A 284-nucleotide genomic window follows, 5' to 3' on the forward strand; every position below is an offset into this window, starting at 1 on the left:
GCGGCGTCGCCGCGGGGAGCGCGTGCGCGATCTCGTGCGTCGCGAGCTCGCGCCAGCCCCGCGGGTCGACGCCGCGCATCTCCCCCGCCTGGCGCCGCACCTCGGCCGGGTCGGGGCGGGCAGCGGCGTCCCACGGGCCCGGCGGCAGCACCGAGGTCGCCTGCACCAGCTGGGCGCCCGCCGGCGCGTACGACGGGGCGGCCGCGGGGGTCAGCGCCGCGTCCACCACCGGCCCGCGCCGCCGTCCGCCGACCCCGACCGCGTCGGCCCCCGGGATGCCCTCG

The 284-nt window shown here is 83.8% G+C and carries 1 pseudogene; it reads right to left on the reverse strand.

Annotated features, from left to right (window positions below):
- Positions 1 to 284: pseudogene (locus KVT14_RS20310) on the reverse strand (hypothetical protein); the annotation flags it as partial.

This window comes from Cellulomonas sp. GbtcB1 (assembly GCF_019091725.1).
GTDB lineage: Bacteria > Actinomycetota > Actinomycetes > Actinomycetales > Cellulomonadaceae > Cellulomonas.